This is a genomic window from Halomonas qaidamensis (genome assembly GCF_025917315.1).
In the GTDB taxonomy this organism is placed as follows: Bacteria; Pseudomonadota; Gammaproteobacteria; order Pseudomonadales; family Halomonadaceae; genus Vreelandella; species Vreelandella qaidamensis.
The window spans coordinates 2871381-2886074 of record NZ_CP080627.1 but is presented as its reverse complement, the minus strand read 5'-3'; the positions used below and the strand labels follow the sequence as shown (position 1 = coordinate 2886074).

Annotated in this window: 14 protein-coding genes; 10 read left to right on the top strand and 4 right to left on the bottom strand. The window is 51.4% G+C overall.

Going from position 1 to position 14694, the window contains the following annotated elements; genetic code table 11:
* Positions 1 to 36: 36 nt before the first annotated feature.
* Entirely contained in the window at positions 37 to 396 is a 360-nt protein-coding gene (locus K1Y77_RS13055) for a RidA family protein (RefSeq protein WP_030073858.1), read from the top strand.
* Positions 397 to 428: 32 nt separating this feature from the next.
* Here the strand turns inward: K1Y77_RS13055 and K1Y77_RS13050 are convergent, their stop codons facing one another.
* The 4 genes from K1Y77_RS13050 to K1Y77_RS13035 form a co-directional block, all read right to left on the bottom strand.
* Positions 429 to 1292 (bottom strand): MurR/RpiR family transcriptional regulator, encoded by an 864-nt coding sequence (locus tag K1Y77_RS13050; RefSeq protein WP_030073856.1) that lies wholly within the window; start codon positions 1290 to 1292, stop codon positions 429 to 431.
* A complete protein-coding gene (locus K1Y77_RS13045; RefSeq protein WP_264428931.1) occupies positions 1282 to 3051 on the bottom strand; it encodes an EAL domain-containing response regulator in 1770 nt (589 codons plus the stop codon). Before K1Y77_RS13045 ends, K1Y77_RS13050 begins: the two co-directional genes overlap by 11 nt.
* Positions 3048 to 5666 (bottom strand): ATP-binding protein, encoded by a 2619-nt coding sequence (locus K1Y77_RS13040; protein ID WP_264428929.1) that lies wholly within the window; start codon positions 5664 to 5666, stop codon positions 3048 to 3050. The genes K1Y77_RS13045 and K1Y77_RS13040 overlap by 4 nt, the downstream gene beginning before the upstream one ends.
* 95 nt (positions 5667 to 5761) lie before the next feature.
* The gene (locus K1Y77_RS13035) at positions 5762 to 7114 is read right to left on the bottom strand and encodes an aldehyde dehydrogenase family protein (RefSeq protein ID WP_030073849.1); all 1353 of its coding nucleotides are present in this window, start codon (positions 7112 to 7114) and stop codon (positions 5762 to 5764) included.
* Positions 7115 to 7275: 161 nt separating this feature from the next.
* Here K1Y77_RS13035 and K1Y77_RS13030 point away from each other — a divergent pair, with 161 nt between their 5' ends.
* The 9 genes from K1Y77_RS13030 to K1Y77_RS12990 all read left to right on the top strand — a co-directional run bounded on the left by K1Y77_RS13030 (position 7276) and on the right by K1Y77_RS12990 (position 14694).
* Positions 7276 to 8424 (top strand): GNAT family N-acetyltransferase, encoded by a 1149-nt coding sequence (locus K1Y77_RS13030; protein ID WP_030073847.1) that lies wholly within the window; start codon positions 7276 to 7278, stop codon positions 8422 to 8424.
* A gap of 103 nt (positions 8425 to 8527) precedes the next feature.
* Positions 8528 to 8881 (top strand): cell division protein FtsB, encoded by a 354-nt coding sequence (ftsB, locus tag K1Y77_RS13025; protein WP_030073845.1) that lies wholly within the window; start codon positions 8528 to 8530, stop codon positions 8879 to 8881.
* Positions 8878 to 9630 (top strand): 2-C-methyl-D-erythritol 4-phosphate cytidylyltransferase, encoded by a 753-nt coding sequence (ispD, locus tag K1Y77_RS13020; RefSeq protein ID WP_264017697.1) that lies wholly within the window; start codon positions 8878 to 8880, stop codon positions 9628 to 9630. Before ftsB ends, ispD begins: the two co-directional genes overlap by 4 nt.
* Positions 9630 to 10118, top strand: coding sequence for a 2-C-methyl-D-erythritol 2,4-cyclodiphosphate synthase (gene ispF / locus K1Y77_RS13015; protein ID WP_030073841.1), 489 nt, complete (start codon positions 9630 to 9632; stop codon positions 10116 to 10118). The genes ispD and ispF overlap by 1 nt, the downstream gene beginning before the upstream one ends.
* The gene (truD, locus tag K1Y77_RS13010) at positions 10111 to 11151 is read left to right on the top strand and encodes a tRNA pseudouridine(13) synthase TruD (protein ID WP_264428925.1); all 1041 of its coding nucleotides are present in this window, start codon (positions 10111 to 10113) and stop codon (positions 11149 to 11151) included. The genes ispF and truD overlap by 8 nt, the downstream gene beginning before the upstream one ends.
* 50 nt (positions 11152 to 11201) lie before the next feature.
* The gene (gene surE / locus K1Y77_RS13005) at positions 11202 to 11948 is read left to right on the top strand and encodes a 5'/3'-nucleotidase SurE (protein WP_030073837.1); all 747 of its coding nucleotides are present in this window, start codon (positions 11202 to 11204) and stop codon (positions 11946 to 11948) included.
* Complete coding sequence (locus tag K1Y77_RS13000; protein ID WP_030073835.1) at positions 11935 to 12612, top strand: protein-L-isoaspartate(D-aspartate) O-methyltransferase; 678 nt, start codon at positions 11935 to 11937, stop codon at positions 12610 to 12612. The genes surE and K1Y77_RS13000 overlap by 14 nt, the downstream gene beginning before the upstream one ends.
* Entirely contained in the window at positions 12609 to 13580 is a 972-nt protein-coding gene (locus K1Y77_RS12995) for a DUF368 domain-containing protein (protein ID WP_264428922.1), read from the top strand. Before K1Y77_RS13000 ends, K1Y77_RS12995 begins: the two co-directional genes overlap by 4 nt.
* Positions 13581 to 13587: 7 nt before the next feature.
* Positions 13588 to 14694, top strand: coding sequence for a peptidoglycan DD-metalloendopeptidase family protein (locus K1Y77_RS12990; protein WP_030073832.1), 1107 nt, complete (start codon positions 13588 to 13590; stop codon positions 14692 to 14694).

Below are 14694 nucleotides of genomic sequence, written 5' to 3'. Positions count from 1 at the left end.
ACACTGCTTTTTTTGTCTTATCTAGGAGATTGAACCATGACAATTCAGCGCCATGATACAAAAGCTCGTATGAGCCGTGCTGTTATTCATCAAGGTGTGGCTTATTTGTGTGGTCAGGTAGCGGGGCCCGAGGCTCGCCATGACGGCATTAAAGCGCAAACAGAAAGTATGCTGGCACGGGTAGATGCACTGCTAAAAGAGATTGGTTCTAGCCGTGAGCAGCTGTTAAGCGCGACAATCTACCTTAAAGATGGCAATGATTTTGCCGCAATGAACGAGGTGTGGGATGCCTGGGTGCCCGAAGGTTATGCACCGGCACGCACCTGTGTCTGCGCGCCGCTACCTGCCGATGAGTTAAAAGTGGAAATTACGGTTACTACCGCTGTTAGCAGTTAAGTTGCCCGCATTAGTGATTGATGGTTTACAGGTTACTTACCCGTCTTTTCCACTGGAAAGCGGGTATCGCGAAGACTGTCTTTGATTTTCTTCAGGTGTGGCAGAAAATCTTCGCCGCGCCTTAAGGTAACGCCGGTAGCTAAGGCATCAATCAGCGTTAATTGAATCATCCGCGAGGTCATGGGCATATAGTGGTCGGTGTCCTCGGGGGTGGCGACTTCGAGCGTCGCGGTACACTCCAAGGATAGAGGAGAATGAGGAGCGGTAATCCCCAGCACGACGGCGCCAGCTTCACGAGCAACGCGTGCAATATCGACCAATTCTTTAGTGCGGCCTGTGTACGAGATAATCACTACCACATCTCCTGTATGGCAGGCAGCGGCCACCATACGCTGCATCAGCACATCCACATAAGCAACCACGGGCAAGTTAAAACGGAAGAACTTGTGCTGGGCATCCTGGGCGACTGCGCCAGAGGCACCTAAACCAAAAAAGTGAATCTGTTTTGCTTGAGTAAGGTAGTCAACCATGCGCTCCACGGCGGCCATGTCGACCTCACGTTGGGCTTCGTCTAGGGCGGCAATCGTCGCGCCGAAAATCTTGTGAGTGTACTGTGTTGCCGTATCTCCAGGCTCTACAGCCCGTGTGACATAAGGCGTTCCGCCCGCCAAGCTTTGGGCAAGTTTAATTTTGAAATCTGGGTAGCCCTTGGCACCGAAATTGCGACAGAACCGGTTGACCGTGGGCTCACTGACGCTGGCCGCTTGGGCAAGGCTTGCGATGCTTAGGCTGGTGGCTACCGCCGGGTCCTCCAGGATGACATTGGCAACTTTGCGTTCAGAGCGATTGAGTTCTTCTAAGCGTTCGCGTAAGCGGTCAAGCAGGTCATGCGCCATCAGCAGCCTCCATGGCAATATTTTTTTGAGCGTTGGGTGCCCATTCTGTACACCAGGTAAAAAAAGCGTCGGCGGTTAGCGGGCGAGCATAGTAATACCCTTGCGCCGCTTCACAGCCAATAGAACGTAAGTAGTCCGCCTGGGCAGATGTTTCAATGCCTTCTGCTACCACATCGCACCCAACCGCATGGGCAAGCTGGGTAATCGTTAAGGCTAAATGACGATCCACCGCGTCATCTTCTAGGTCCATAACGAAGGCGCGGTCTATTTTTAGCGTGGAGAAAGGCAATGTCTTAACATAAGCAAGCGAAGAGTGCCCCGTACCAAAATCGTCAATGGCTACGGCAATATCTGCCTCAGCAAGCTGAGCCAGCTGCGTACGGGCGTTTTGCATATCGCTTAATAAACCTGATTCTGTGACTTCCAAGGCGAAAAAGGGGGCTGGGATCTCATGCTCTGCCAGTTTAGAAAGCAACGTTTGAGCGAAGTCTTTTCGCGCCAATTGGCGGGCTGCAACGTTCACCGCAATATGGAAGTGATCATCCAGCAAGCCTTTTAGCCGCCATTCGACGATATGCTGCATTGCTTTCTCAAGCACCCACTCACCAATAGAAAGGATATCACCACTTGCTTCCGCAAGGGGAATAAAGTCCGCTGGTGAAATATGGCCTAGCTCCGGATGGTGCCAGCGCAGCAGGGCTTCGGCTCCAATGACGCACTGCGTTGTCAGTGAAACTTTAGGTTGGAAAGCCAGCGACATCTCACCACGTTCGGTTGCACCACGAATCGCTTGCTGAAGGTTTAGACGGTGACGCTGTTGGGCTTCTAAGGTTTCGTTATAACATTGAATACGTAGCGTGCCGCTTTGTGGTAGCGCTAAGGCAGCCATATGGACAAGGCGCTCAATTTCAAAATGGGCATCTGCCCAGCTAATACCAATCCGCGCATTTAAAGGCAGAAGCAGACCACCCAGTGCCTGATCTTGATCGAAACAACTCAATAGTTGTGCCGCAGACTGCCTTAATGTTTCAAGATCAGCGTGATCAGTAATCACTAATAATTCGCTACCACCCCATAAGCCTAGTTGGCACTGCTCGCTGAGCTTGGCTGACAACTGACTGCTAATATGCATCATTAATTTATCAGCGACACCGTAACCATGTAGCTTAATCACATCGTCTAGGTGATCCAGGACAATAAAAAGTAGCCCCGTTCCCGTTCCTCGCAATGCTGCTTCGCGGAGCATTTGGGTGAGCGCGCGACGATTAGCTAATTGGGTAATAGGGTCGGTACGAGACTGACGATTCAGCTCTTTGGTGCGCTTTGCCACCATGCGTTCTAGCGTGTCTGCCTGTTGATTGCGAACCTGATAACGGTGTTCAACGTTCAATGTAATGCGAATGCGCTGCAGCACTTCGTCATGTTGGAACGGTTTTGTGACGAAGTCGCGCACGCCCATGCTGAGTGAACGGTGTCGGGTTTCATCATCAATCTGTGCGGTGAGAATAATAATTGGCGGGGTATTATGCCCAAACTCTGTTTGCAGCTGATTAATAACCGTATACCCATCCAGGTAAGGCATTCGTATATCCAGCAGAATCAGGTCAGGTAACGTTTGCTGGCAATGTGTTAGTACTTCGCGTGGGTCGTTTAGGCCATGGGCATTTTCAAAACCATGCTCATCCAACAGGTCTAATAACAGGTTGACATTAATGGAATTATCATCCACCACAAGGATGTGTTTGTGGTTCAGGCTCATGGCTGCGCTCTTGGGGGTGCAGTAGTGATGAATCGATTAAGTGAGGCCGTTAGTTTATCAATATCGATAGGTTTCGTCAGATAGTCAGCAAACCCTGCTGCTAGTCCATGTTGTAAGTCACGTTCCATCGCGTTGGCAGATAACGCAATTACATTTATATGTTTTAGCGCCGAATCGTTTTGAATAATATCTAATGCTTGAAACCCATTCATGCCCGGTAGGTGGATATCCATTAGAACAAGATTAGGGGGTGAGTGGCGCATGATATCTAAACCAAGTTCGGCGCTTGCGACAACCTGCAGTTTTATCGAGTGAAAGTCGTCTATGATATCTTCCATAAGCCGCTGGTTGGCGGGATTATCTTCGATATATAGCAGAGTGAAGAAAGGTTGGGCGTTACTGGCAGTGTCCATGGCGCTAGAAAGAGAGGTCTGTTCGTGTTCGCTAGGTTGTTCTTCGGCAATGGGCAGCGTAAACCAAAAAGTAGAGCCCTTATCCGGCTGGCTATCAACACCAAGGCTTCCCTTCATCCGCTCTACCAGTTCGCGCGTAATGGCCAAGCCAATGCCAGTGCCTTCAATGCCTCCATACTCGGCATCTAACCGGTTAAAGGGTTCAAAAAGCTCATGCTGACGCTCTGGCGCAATGCCATGCCCTGAGTCGATAACGCTAACCTTTAGTTCGGACCCAACCGGCTCGATATTAACGTGAATAGTGCCGTTTGCTCGGTTGTATTTAATTGCGTTGGAAAGCAGGTTGAGCAGTACTTGTTTTACCCGTGTGTAATCTGCTAACACCATGCAGGCTGGCGACACTGAATGACGCGTTAGCGTAATATTTGCTGCATCGATGTTCGCCTCTAGCGTGGTACAGGCATCGTCTAATACGTTTTCAATTAACATGGGTTCTAGCGAAAGAGTTATGTAACCCGCTTCGATCTTTGCTAAATCCAGCACTTCATTAATTAGGCTTAACAGGTGCTGTCCACTCTTCTCGATTTGCCCTACTTGGCGCTGCTGCTTTTCACTCAGTGGATCACGGCGACCTTTTGCGAGCAGCTGAGCAAAGCCGATAATGGCGTTAAGCGGTGTACGCAATTCGTGACTCATTGAAGACAGAAATTCACTTTTTGCCTTATTGGCTTGCTCTGCCTGATCTCTAGCGGTTGCCAAATCACAGGTAACTTGTTCGCGCTCGGCCATTTGGCGATAAAGGTTAATGAGCAGTGCACATGTATCGGTAAACGGTTGAAGCCAGTCTAAAAGCGCTTGGTTTAAGGGCTGTTTACTGTTTGCAATGGCAAACATGCCAATGAGGTTATCACCACTGAAAATAGGTACGCCCAAATAATTGCCTAAACGTGGGTGTCCTGGTGGGAAACCACCGCGCTTCGTATGGCGATAAACGTCGTCAGTCATAATGACATCGCCGTGGGCGAATACCCTTCCTAACAGTGAGTTAGGGTTGGTGAGCGTCATATCACCGCTACGTAGGCGCTCCATTAGGTGCCTGGAATCATCGCTCCATGAAAGATCTGTGATGGCGTGTATCTTAAGTGCGTTAGTCGTATCAGTAGGTAACACTTCTCCAATGAGCGCATAATCGCTATCGGTAAGGTCGCGCAGCGCTTCCATTAAGAATGTCCATAGCTGCTCAACCGACATGAGTGCTTGGTAATCTGTAATACCTTGATGAAGTACTTTTAGCAGGCTTTGTTCTTTATTGATTTGTTGGGTGGCATTATAAACCTCGGTTAGATTAGTTAAAATGCCCAGGAATTCAGCAACATTTCCTTGCTCATTATGGATGGCGTTGACAGCAAGATGAACGGGAATTAAATGGCCGTCTTTATGAAGTGCTTCCACTTCTCTGCCTCGACCAATCACCTTTGGCTCGCTGCCTGCTAAAAAATTGGCAAGAAAACTGTCGTGATGTGCGCTGATTGTTTCAGGCGTAAACATCGCGACATTGTTACCAACCACTTCGTGCTGCTGATAACCCAGCATCGTAAGTGCGAAAGGATTAATGCTTAACACATGGCCAGAACGGTCGATACGCACGATACCCGTGGCACTTTCGTTAAATAGCGCTTCATAACGGCGCGTGGTTTGAGCCAAGGCTCTGCGTATTTGATGCTGACGCAGCAGCTCTTCCACTTGTCCCGCGATGCTTTTTAAAATGCCTCGGTCGTGTTGACTAAACGAACGCGGCTGACGATCGATTAAACAGAGTGTGCCTACTGATAGGCCATCCGCCAGTTGCAGCGGCTGGCCAGCATAAAAACGAACGTGTGGCGTCCCAGTGACGAGCAGATTGTCAGCAAAGCGTGGATCATCAAGCGTATTTTCAACAACGAGCATGTCGTTAAGTGCAATAGCATGTGCACACAGCGAAATATCTCGGCACATTTCACTGGCAGACAGTCCTTGCTGGGACTTAAACCATAGGCGTTTTGTATCAACGAGTGATATTAGTGCAATAGGTACATCAAATAAGTCACAGACAAACTGGGTAATACGGTCAAACGCTTCGTCAGCAGGGGTGTCAAGCACCTGTAAAGCATGCAATGCCGCTAAACGCTGGTGTTCATTCTCAGGAAAGTCTGCGGCTTGCATTGTGTGTCCTAGAAGATAAGTCGTTCAAAAATAGAGTGCCCAAGAGACAATCAAACATTAAATATTAATAATTATCGGTCATTTTTGAACAAGCTTTAACTAATCCTCAGTAATTTTAATAGCCAACGTTTATAGGGTGGCCTTATGAGTGAGCTTGAAGCCCGTTTTGATTGATAAAAAATGCTTCTTAAATGACTGAAACGCTCGAAGCCGTGGCGACCGTGATACGCCCCTATGCCGCTGTCTCCAACGCCACCAAAAGGTAGCGAAGGAACCGCGTGGTGAAGCAACGTTTCATTGAATACCAGTGCGCCAGAGCGGGTTGAGAGACGTAATGTGGTTTGCAGCAATTTATCGTTGGTAAAAGCATACAGCGCTAGTGGATGTGGTCGGGCATTCACAAAGGCAATTGCGTCATCGATGCTTTTAACGCTGATCAGCGGTAGAGCACGGCCAAAAATTTCCTCACGCATCAGTTCAAGGTTTTGTGTTGGGTCAATGACCAGCGCGGGAGCATGGGGTCCGCTATCAATAATGCGACAGCCGTGATCTCTCGCTTGCGCTATCAGCCGTTCGCTACGCTGTTGATGATGAGGGCTGACGAACCCTGTGGCCTCTTTATCGGTTGGGCGCTGCTGCTCGATGGCTCGACTAAGCGCTTGGATAAGTGTTTCAAGGTGGCGGCTTTCCACCAATACATAGTCCGGCGCTATGCAGGTCTGCCCAGCGTTCATTCCCTTGCCAAAAATAATTGAGGCAGCGGCGCGGTCTAGATCAGCGTCGCTCGCCACAATAGCAGGTGATTTGCCACCCAGCTCTAGAGTTACCGGGGTTAACTGTTCGGCAGCGGCAAGCGCAACCTGACGGCCCACCGCCGTTGATCCGGTGAAAATTAGATGATCAAAAGGCAGGGCACTAAACGCTTTGGCGATGTCTGGACCGCCTTCAACAACGCACAACTCTTCGTCAGTAAAATATTGCGGTACCAGCTTTGCCAAAAGAGCGCTGGTATTGGGAGCGTACTCGCTGGGCTTGATCATGACGCTATTGCCTGCTGCGACAGCATCAATAGCCGGCATCAATGCTAAGCTCCACGGGTAGTTCCAAGGCGACATAATGCCGACCACACCAAGCGGCTGAGGTGTAATACGTGCACGGGCAGGCCACAAGCGCCACGGCATAGTAGCCGCACAGGGACGCATCCAGTGCCAGAGGTGCCGCCGTGCATGACCAATGGCTTGTAACACTGCACTAATTTCTGCCAGACGTATTTCCGTTTCGCTACGTTTGCCGAAGTCAGCTTGAATGGCGTGAATGATGTCCCGCTGGTGATGTTTTGTCATTTGTGCAAGACGTTCTAAACGCTTTCTACGCATGCTTAAAGTGGCAAAAGTGCGGTTAGCCGCATGACGCTGAGCGTGCAACAGGCGCGTTAAGTCGCGTTTCATGGCTGCTCCTTTAGTCAACTCTTAATAACAATAGACGGTTGTCGTGACTACTTGAATACCGTACTCCGCACAGAAATGACAGCATCAACAAACGCACTGAGCGTCTCGTTAGTGGTAAGGTCATGTACTAATATTTCTAACGATACGCCTTGGGAGGCATCATGCTTTCGCACTCACTGTCATGCATTATGCTACCCGCCATCGACGCTGTGGACGCCGCCCAGTGGGATGCGCTGGTCAGCGGTGAACAACCTTTTTTACGTCATGCATTTTTACAGGCGTTAGAGCGTAGTGGTGCTGTCTGTCGCGCGACCGGGTGGGAGCCTTGCCACCTTTGCGTATGGCAAGATAATCGTTTGGTGGGGGCGTTGCCCATGTATCGCAAACACCACTCTTATGGTGAGTATGTGTTTGATTGGGGATGGGCCGATGCGCTGGAGCGTGCAGGCGGCCACTATTATCCTAAAGCACTGAGCGCTATTCCGTTTACCCCGGTTCCTGGCACGCGCACTTTAATTGCTGATGATGTTAATGCCGAAAATGTTCGCGGATTATTAGCAGCGACGTGGCAAGCGCATTGTGAAGAGCAAGCGTTGTCGAGTTGGCATTTGCTGTTTGCGCAGGATGACGAAGTGGCTGCCTGGCAGCGGCAGTTTCCAGCGTTAATTGCGCGAGAGGGCGTTCAGTTTCAATGGCGAGATCGTGGATTTGGCGATTTCGATGGTTTTTTGGCGAGCCTTACGTCGAAACGCCGCAAAATGATTAAGCGCGAACGGCGCTTGGTTGCCGAGCAAGGCTTTACGTTACGGCGCTTAGAGGGCAAGGCAATTACTCAAGAAGCCATGGCGCACTTCTTTCGCTGCTACACGATCACATATCACGAGCGGGGCCGCCCGCCTTACTTGAATGAGGCTTTTTTTGAGCGGTTACGCCATATGATGCCTGAGGCACTTGTGTTGGTTCAGGCGCTATTAAATGGTCAGCCCGTTGCCGCCGCACTCTATTTTCGTGGCGAGCATACTTTGTACGGCCGCTATTGGGGGAGCGAAGTGGTTGCTGACTGTCTCCATTTTGAAGCTTGCTATTACCAAGGAATTGAATTTTGTCTAGAAAACGGGCTCTCTTTATTCGACCCCGGAACCCAGGGTGAACACAAGCTGGTGCGTGGCTTTGCCCCTCAACGGGTACGTTCGCTGCACTACCTTGTACACCCTGGCTTGGCAGCAGGCGTTGCTCAATTCTGCCATGAAGAGGGTGCCCATATTAGCGCCTATCGTGAGGCCGCGAACGATGCATTACCGTTTAAATGAAATCCGGTTAGGTGAAAAATCAGTTAGGTAAGGCGTAACTCGCTGGAAATAGCCCTTAATGGCATAATGCGCTTCGTTTAGGCCTAAACAAAGGAAGGCGGTGATGCATAAATGGCTTACGGTTGCGCTGCTTGCGATATTGGGGTTTCTCCAATACCAGCTCTGGTTAGGTAACGGTGGCTGGGAAGATTTACAGCTGGTTGAAGAGCGCGTTGCCGTTCAAGAAGCTGCCAATGTGCCCATGCGAGAGCGTAACGCGCGGTTAGCAGCTGAAGTCACCGATCTGAAAACCGGCCTAGACGCTGTTGAAGAGCGTGCCCGAAGCGATATGGGTATGGTGCGTAGCGATGAACAGTTTTTTTGGGTGCCTGGTGTGGCGATTGAAGCCGAACTCGTAGGGATTAATGCGGGGCTAGTTACTCAACCAGGTTTGCCCAGTGAAGGTGCTGACGAATGAGTCACCCGCTGTGGTTAATCGTACCCGCCGCCGGGCAAGGCAAGCGAATGGGAGCCGATAAGCCGAAGCAGTATCTGCCGCTGGGTGAAAAGCCGATCCTGGCGCATACGCTTAGTCGGCTGCACCGTGCTTTTCCCGCTGCGCATCTTGTGCTGTGTCTGGACAGTGATGATCGCTGGTTCAACCCTGAATGGGTGCCATTTGCCCAGTGGCAGCGAGTGACCGGTGGTGCTGAGCGGATGGATAGCGTCTTAAATGCGCTGCACGCTATAAACGCGCAAGAAGACGATATGGTGATGGTGCATGATGTTGCGCGTCCCTGCGTGACATCGTCTGATTTGCTGACGCTGTATCACGCTGCCCAGCAGCACCCTAGTGGCGCACTTCTGGCGATGCCGGTGGCTGATACCATGAAACGAGCCAATGCCGAGCAGTTAAGTGCTGCCACTGAGTCTCGTGATCGGCTATGGCATGCGCTAACGCCTCAAAGCTTTCGCTACGCGCTTTTGCGTCGTGCTCTTGAACATGCCGTCACTGGTCAGTGTGTTGTTACCGATGAAGCCTCCGCTGTTGAGGCGCTAGGGCATGCACCCAGGCTGATTAGTGGACGTCGCGATAATCTTAAAGTCACCCATCCTGATGACCTTGCCCTTGCTGCTGCTATTATGGCGTCGCAAGTCGCTCAAGCCTCTGATTCTGCTCAATCCTCTGAATCTGCCCAATTTTCTGAATCTAAAAGGAGTTGTTAATGCGAATTGGCCACGGATTTGATGTGCACCGATTTGGCGTTGGCGACCATTTGATGATTGGTGGCATTAAGCTGCCTTTTGAACATGGTTTTGTTGCCCACTCGGATGGCGATGTGTTACTGCATGCTATCAGTGACGCACTGCTGGGTGCCTGTGCACTCGGTGATATAGGGCGGCACTTCCCCGATACCGACCCAACATGGGCTGGTGCAGATAGCCGCCATTTACTTCGCCATGTGGTTCAGCTGGTGCATGCACAAGGCTTCTGCGTGGTTAATCTAGATGCCACGTTAATGGCACAGGCACCTAAAATGGCGCCGCATATTGATACGATGCGCGCGGTCATTGCTGAAGATTTAGGTATTCGCCTTGGTCAGGTCAATGTTAAAGCCACGACAACCGAACGGCTCGGGTTTACCGGACGGGGGGAAGGTATTGCCGCTGAGGCAGTGGTGTTGCTGGAGCACCAAGAGGCGCTGAATGGTTAATTTACCCGCTTGGCAGCGCTGCTTAGATGCTGAATTCGGTGCTCCTAAACCGGGCCATTATCGCGCTCAGCCAGAAGATTTTGTGGTTGACGAGCAACTGAATTTTACGCCTGAAAATCAGGGTGAGCACCTGTGGTTACGGCTTGAAAAGCGCCATCAAACCACGTTAGATGTGGTGAAAAGCGTCAGCCGTCTTTGTGGTGTCACACCCCGAGATGTGGGTTACTCCGGGATGAAGGACCGAGTCGCAGTGACCCGGCAGTGGTTAAGCGTACATCTTCCAGGGCGCGAGGCACCTAGCGACTTGGGTGACTCATTAGCGGCATTGGGGATTAAGGTGTTGGCCCAGGCAAGACATCCCCGAAAGTTGAAGCGCGGTGTCCATCGCACTAATCACTTCACGTTGCGCCTTAGCGGTGAAGCGCTTCAAAGCCAGCATTTTTTTGACCGCTGGGAGGCGCTTTGTCGCCAAGGGGTGCCTAACTATTTTGGACCTCAGCGTTTTGGGCCTGAAGGCCGCAATTTACAGCGTGCAGAAGCACTTTTAGCGAAAGGCTGGCGCAAGCGCGATGACCGCCAAGGAATGATGCTTTCCACGGCTCGTAGTTTCTTGTTTAACGAGTTGTTAAGCAACCGTCTGGCGGATGGGACATGGTGCCAGCCTCTAGCGGGCGATATGCTCATGCTGGATGGCTCGCACAGTGTTTTTACCGTTGATGCCGTGGAGGACGACTTAATAAGACGTGCCGCTGCGCTTGATATCCATCCGACCGGTGCTCTGTGGGGCGCAGGGGAACTTGCTGAATATCAGGTGGCAGACTATGAAAAGCGGCTGCTAACATGCCATCCGATGCTGTGCGAGGGGTTAGTGAAAAGTGGCGTTAAGCGTTCCCATCGAGCGCTACGAGTAAGGTTAATTTCGCCTAGTATCGAGACATTGCCCAATGCCGTGCTACTCTCGTTTGCCTTGCCACGAGGGAGCTTTGCGACCGCCGTGGTCAGTGAGTTAATCGCGCATCCGGATTTTGCTTAACGCGCCCCATATATACTTATCTTAATGCGGCATCTTTAAAGGAGACACGAATGCGGCGACTGCTGCTTTCCAATGACGATGGTGTCCACGCGCCAGGGTTGCGGGCACTGCATGATGCGCTTGTTGCCCATGCGAATTTACGCGTGGTAGCGCCTGATCGAGATCGCAGTGGCGCCAGTAACTCGCTGACGCTTTCCCGTCCGCTCTCTTTAACAGCGCTGGATAACGGCTTTTATAGCGTAGATGGTACGCCAGCAGACTGTGTTTATCTGGGCGTGAACGGTGTCTGGGATGAGCGTCCTGACTTGGTGATTTCAGGAATTAACCACGGTAGTAACCTTGGCGATGATGTGCTCTATTCAGGCACGGTAGCCGCTGCTATGGAAGGGCGCAACTTGGGCATGACCGCCATAGCAATGTCGCTATGTGGTGATCGTTACTTTGCGACGGCTGCCAAGGTAGCTGCTAGCTTAATCGGAGCTGCCGATCAGCTGTCGTTGCCACCTCGTACCCTTCTGAACGTTAACGTGCCGGATGTGCCGTGGGAAGAGATTAAAGGCGTTAAAGTGACTCGCTTAGGCTATCGTGGGCCAGCAGAGAAACCGGTGCCTGTTAAAGACCCACGCGGACGCACGCGTTTCTGGATAGCTCCGGTCGCCGCTAACGCTGATGATGGCGAGGATACCGACTTTTCTGCTATCGAAGCAGGTTATATATCGATTACTCCGTTACAAACAGATCTAACGCGCCATCCCGCGCGTAGTGACGTGCAGGACTGGTTGGATGCTTTTGCCTGAGCTTTCGCCTAGCGAGCTGCGCGGTAGAGGGATGACCTCTCAACGCACTCGAAATCGCATGGTAAAGCGGCTTGAGCAGCAAGGCATTCAAGATGCGCGAGTGCTCAATGTTATGGCGGGTGAGCCAAGGCACTTGTTCGTCGATGAAGCGTTGGCCCATCGCGCGTATGAAGACACCTCGTTACCTATTGGCTTTGGGCAGACATTATCGCAACCTCTGACAGTTGCGCGAATGACAGAGCTTGTGGTGCGGGCGGGGCCTAGGCGTGTGCTGGAAGTGGGCACTGGCTCGGGTTATCAAACACTAATTCTATCCAGGCTAGTGCCTACGCTCTATTCGGTTGAACGCATTCACGCTTTGCACCAGCGAGCCGCAGAACGTCTTTGGCGGCTTGATGCGCCAGCAACGCTGGCAGTGGCGGATGGTGGTGAAGGGTGGCCAGAAGTTGCGCCCTTTGATGTGATTTTGTTAACTGCCTGCGCCCAAACGCTGCCAGAAGCACTATTGGAGCAGCTTAGCCATGATGGTGTGCTGATTGCACCGCTAGAAGAGCCTGATGGCAGTCAATGGCTTACCCAAATAAAACGCATTGGCAGTGCCTTTGAAAAGCGTCGGCTTGAACCCGTGCGTTTTGTACCCCTATTGCAAGGAGTGGTGGATTGAAGCGTCGATTTGTAGAACTGTTTTTAAAAGGCGCAGGAATGGGGGCGGCCGATGCGGTGCCCGGTGTTTCAGGCGGAACGATCGCGTTTATTACCGGTATTTATGAAGAGTTTATTCATACTATCAAGCAGTTTGGCCCCAGCGCTTTTGTTGCTTGGCGGCAAGGCGGCTGGCTGGCGTTAGCTCAGCACCTGAATATAACCTTTATCGTGCCATTGTTGCTGGGCGTTGCCGTGAGCCTTTTCAGCGTTGCGCATTTAGCGCTTTGGCTAATGGAGGCTCACCCGCTGCTAATTGAAGGGTTTTTCTTTGGCTTGGTAGCTGCGTCAGGGTTTGTCGTTGCCCAGGCAGGTGGGCGTTGGAAGTTTTGGTATCTATTACCGCTGGTGGTAGGGCTATTACTGGCTAAATCGCTGCCAGGCATGATGCCGTTAGTGTTACTTATCGGTAATGAAGCGGTGGTAGTTATGGTTGCCGGTGCGATTGCTATTAGCGCGATGCTGCTTCCGGGAGTGTCCGGTAGTTTTCTGCTGCTGACGATGGGGCTTTATGGCACTATTTTAGGGGCTATTCTAAGTTTTGATATTGGCATTATTATGCTGTTCGGTATGGGATGTATTGTTGGCCTCGCGCTATTTTCGCGATTGTTATCATGGTTATTACGCCGTCACCATGATGCCACTATGCAGCTTTTACTAGGGTTTATTATTGGCTCGCTGCCAGTATTGTGGCCTTGGAAAGAGCTGTTGCGTTACCAGCTTGGCCCTGATGGACAAATGATTCCGTTAGCTCATCGTTATCTGTTACCTAGTGATTATGCGGTACTGTCTGGAGGCTCTGCTCAGTCGGTAGGCGTTGTGGCACTGATGATGGTTGGCGCACTATTGGTAGTGTTATTAAACCGTCGCGCAGCTCACTATGCCGAGCATAGGTCAATAGGAAACGCGCGCGACGTTGAAAAGGAGTAGGGTTTTCATGCGTAAGGTCTTCATGATGTCAGTTTTGGCACTCGCCGTCAGCGGTTGTGCCAATCAGCAGCACAACACGCCTCAGGTGCGTGATTTAAGTGAAGCGCGCCGCGCGGTAGCAGACTCGCCTCAGTATACCGTTAAAGCAGGTGATACCCTCTATGGCATCGCATGGCAGCACAATCTTGATTACCGCGAGTTAGCGCAAATCAATAATATCGATGCGCCCTATCAGATATTTCCAGGCCAAACTATCGCGCTACGTGAAGGAGTGGAGGCACCAAGCAATCAGTCAGCAGGTGCTGCTACTTCAGAACGTCGTGTCTCGGGTGCTGTGGCAACGGGGCTAAACCCTCAAACCACCTCCGTCGCCAGTGACGATCAACAGTTAGACTGGTTGCTGCCTGATGAAAGTGCAATTGAGCGGAACCAACGGTTAACGGCTGAGCGAGCAGAGCGTGCTGAACAAGTATCAGTGGCCGCCGCGCAGCAAGTGGCCGACAGCGCAAGCACCGCTAACAGTGCAAGCACGTCCAATCGCGATGCTACGCCTACAGGTGAAGCATCTGAAGAGGCTCAGCCTGAACCCACCAAAGAAACCGAGCCAACATCTGAACCTGTACAAGAGCCTGAGCAAAAACCTGAGGCAGAGACCACAGCAACAGCGCCGCCTGTTGAGTCTGCAGAGCCGAGCCAACCTGCACGCGTTGATCGTTCCTCGCGTACGTTTACGCCGGTCGAAAATATTAACTGGCAATGGCCAACGGCAGGTCAAGTGACTGGAGAGTTTGGCCAGGGTGGCTCCATTACGGCTGGGATTGATATCGCTGGCCAAAAGGGGCAACCTGTTAAGGCGGCGGGTCCAGGCATCGTGGTCTATGCAGGTAGTGGTGTACGAGGATATGGCAACTTAATACTGCTTAAACACAACGATCAGTACTTAAGTGCTTATGCGCATAATGATAGTCTAAATGTTAAAGAAAACGATGTGGTTGAAGCGGGAGAAGTGATTGCCTCAATGGGTGATAGTGATGCAGACAGCGTCAAATTACACTTTGAGGTGCGTCGCGATGGGCAGCCTCAAAACCCCTTGGACTATCTGCCGTCTCGCTAA

Coding starts and splice junctions, on each gene's coding strand:
- K1Y77_RS13040 (WP_264428929.1), bottom strand. CDS start 5,666: ATGCAAGCCGCAGACTTTCCTGAGAATGAACACCAGCGTTTAGCGGCA.
- truD (WP_264428925.1), top strand. CDS start 10,111: ATGGTTAATTTACCCGCTTGGCAGCGCTGCTTAGATGCTGAATTCGGT.
- K1Y77_RS13050 (WP_030073856.1), bottom strand. CDS start 1,292: ATGGCGCATGACCTGCTTGACCGCTTACGCGAACGCTTAGAAGAACTC.
- K1Y77_RS13030 (WP_030073847.1), top strand. CDS start 7,276: ATGCTTTCGCACTCACTGTCATGCATTATGCTACCCGCCATCGACGCT.
- surE (WP_030073837.1), top strand. CDS start 11,202: ATGCGGCGACTGCTGCTTTCCAATGACGATGGTGTCCACGCGCCAGGG.
- K1Y77_RS13055 (WP_030073858.1), top strand. CDS start 37: ATGACAATTCAGCGCCATGATACAAAAGCTCGTATGAGCCGTGCTGTT.
- K1Y77_RS13035 (WP_030073849.1), bottom strand. CDS start 7,114: ATGAAACGCGACTTAACGCGCCTGTTGCACGCTCAGCGTCATGCGGCT.
- K1Y77_RS13000 (WP_030073835.1), top strand. CDS start 11,935: ATGCTTTTGCCTGAGCTTTCGCCTAGCGAGCTGCGCGGTAGAGGGATG.
- ispD (WP_264017697.1), top strand. CDS start 8,878: ATGAGTCACCCGCTGTGGTTAATCGTACCCGCCGCCGGGCAAGGCAAG.
- K1Y77_RS12990 (WP_030073832.1), top strand. CDS start 13,588: ATGCGTAAGGTCTTCATGATGTCAGTTTTGGCACTCGCCGTCAGCGGT.
- K1Y77_RS13045 (WP_264428931.1), bottom strand. CDS start 3,051: ATGAGCCTGAACCACAAACACATCCTTGTGGTGGATGATAATTCCATT.
- ispF (WP_030073841.1), top strand. CDS start 9,630: ATGCGAATTGGCCACGGATTTGATGTGCACCGATTTGGCGTTGGCGAC.
- ftsB (WP_030073845.1), top strand. CDS start 8,528: ATGCATAAATGGCTTACGGTTGCGCTGCTTGCGATATTGGGGTTTCTC.